Origin of the sequence: Okeania sp. SIO2B9 (genome assembly GCF_010672505.1) — a bacterium.
Lineage (GTDB): Bacteria > Cyanobacteriota > Cyanobacteriia > Cyanobacteriales > Microcoleaceae > Okeania > Okeania hirsuta.
Genome location: NZ_JAAHGK010001484.1, coordinates 1 through 1,711, shown reverse-complemented (window position 1 = coordinate 1,711; position 1,711 = coordinate 1). Strand labels below are relative to the sequence as shown.

The 1,711-nt window shown below is 34.0% G+C and carries 3 protein-coding genes; 2 read left to right on the top strand and 1 reads right to left on the bottom strand.

Annotated elements, in window-relative coordinates:
* Both F6K13_RS31910 and F6K13_RS31905 read left to right on the top strand, forming a co-directional pair.
* Positions 1–259: type II toxin-antitoxin system HigB family toxin (locus F6K13_RS31910; protein ID WP_287289705.1), on the top strand; the 259-nt coding region annotated here is incomplete at its 5' end.
* Positions 243–644 carry a type II toxin-antitoxin system HigA family antitoxin gene (locus tag F6K13_RS31905; RefSeq protein WP_287289703.1) on the top strand — a complete coding sequence of 134 codons (402 nt, stop codon included), beginning with the start codon at positions 243–245 and terminating at the stop codon, positions 642–644. The genes F6K13_RS31910 and F6K13_RS31905, both read left to right, overlap by 17 nt.
* A 257-nt stretch (positions 645–901) precedes the next feature.
* Here the strand turns inward: F6K13_RS31905 and F6K13_RS31900 are convergent.
* The coding region (locus tag F6K13_RS31900; RefSeq protein WP_287289700.1) for a transposase at positions 902–1,711 on the bottom strand (810 nt) is incomplete at its 5' end.

Sequence of the window (1,711 nt, the reverse complement as noted above, 5' to 3'; positions counted from 1 at the left end):
TAACCATAGCAATTCGAGTGATACTTTAGATAATTGGTATAAAGTTGCCAGCAAGGCTAATTGGTCAAATTTGATTGAGGTAAAATCCGTTTTTCCTTCAGCAGAGGCAGTTGGTAATTTTACAGTTTTTAATATTAAGGGCAATAAATATCGTTTAATTGTTAGCATTGATTATCAAAGACAATTGATTTATATTAAATACATTCTTACCCATGCAGAATACGATAAGGAGTATTGGAAAAATGACCCTTACTTTTAGTTCAAAAAAATATAGTGAGTTATTAGTTAAATATCAGCCCAAGCTAATAAAAACAGAGGAGGAAAATGAAAAAGCACTGGCAGTAGTAGAGGAACTAATGCACGTTCAAAATCTTACTCCAGAGCAAGAAACTTTGTATGAATTATTAATTGTTTTAATTGAAAAGTTTGAGCAAGATTTTTATCATCCAGGTTCCGCATCAACTCCTGATTCAATGTTACGATTTTTGATGGAACAACAGGGAGTAAAACTTGAAAATTTAGTCGAAATTATTGGCTCGGAGGGTATAGTAATTGAGTTGATTAATGGGAGAAGTGAGATTAATACTGAACAAGCTAAAATATTAGGGGATTTTTTTAAAGTAGATTCTAGTTTATTTAGCTGATAAGCGATCGCTACTGTTAAAATCAATGTATGGTCAAACTTAAAGTTAAATAAACCAGAAAAGAATGTTTGAGAAAAGTTATGAAACTTCCTAACCCAGAAAACACGCTCATTTATGACAAACCCATTCATCAATGTATTTTGTATATTGATATTATTGATAGTAATTTAGAGATGGGCGAAAGCCATTGTATTTTGATTCAGTGTAACGATACGGAAGAACCGTACGAAAAAAACTGTAGAAAATCGTAACAGCTTTTATCTTGATATTGGATTAACCAATACTGGCTGTACGGCACAGCTCACTATTCCCTCGGCACTAAATGCCTCTGGGAATTTCTTTCTAATTATTTGAAGACTGCCATTAACATCGGCATTAATCACTATACCAGTTCCACTCCTGAATAAACCACGTTTGACTCGTTTACCCCTATAAGTTTCATGTTTTATTGGTTGCTCTAGGTCAAGAGCAGATGTTTTGCTTGTATAGCTTTCCTCTGTTTCAATCACCTTGATTCCTGCTAGCTGACATTTATAAGTAATTTGCTTGAGTAGCTTATCATGTGGTATTTGGGTAAAATTTTGGTTGTTTTTTTTGCCTATATTTGCACCTTGTTTCCAGTTATCATTTTTGCCTATGACTACAGTACCAATATTATTAGTCACTAAATAATTGACAACTAATTTACTGGTGTTATGCAGATAATTCTCTACAAAACGATTTCGGTGATAGGTTAACGCCTCAATCTTACGACTGCTTTTTCTGTTGCCTTTGAGATGACTTTGATACTTGGCTTTTCGCTTGTTGTAAAGCTGATTAACACTTTTTAGTGGCTTCCCGTTAACAAGCATAGGCTTAACACCAGGCTTGTTTGTAGATAGAGCAACTAATCGGTCAATCCCTAAGTCTATGCCGGCTACATATGTTGAGTGTATTTGTGGCTGATTTGCTTTTTCATACACTACTTCAATTATATAGCAGCTAGTAGCAGGTACTATCCTGACTTCGATTACAGTTTCTACAATTACAGGTATTTTGATTTCACTCATTGATAAGTGACAAATACC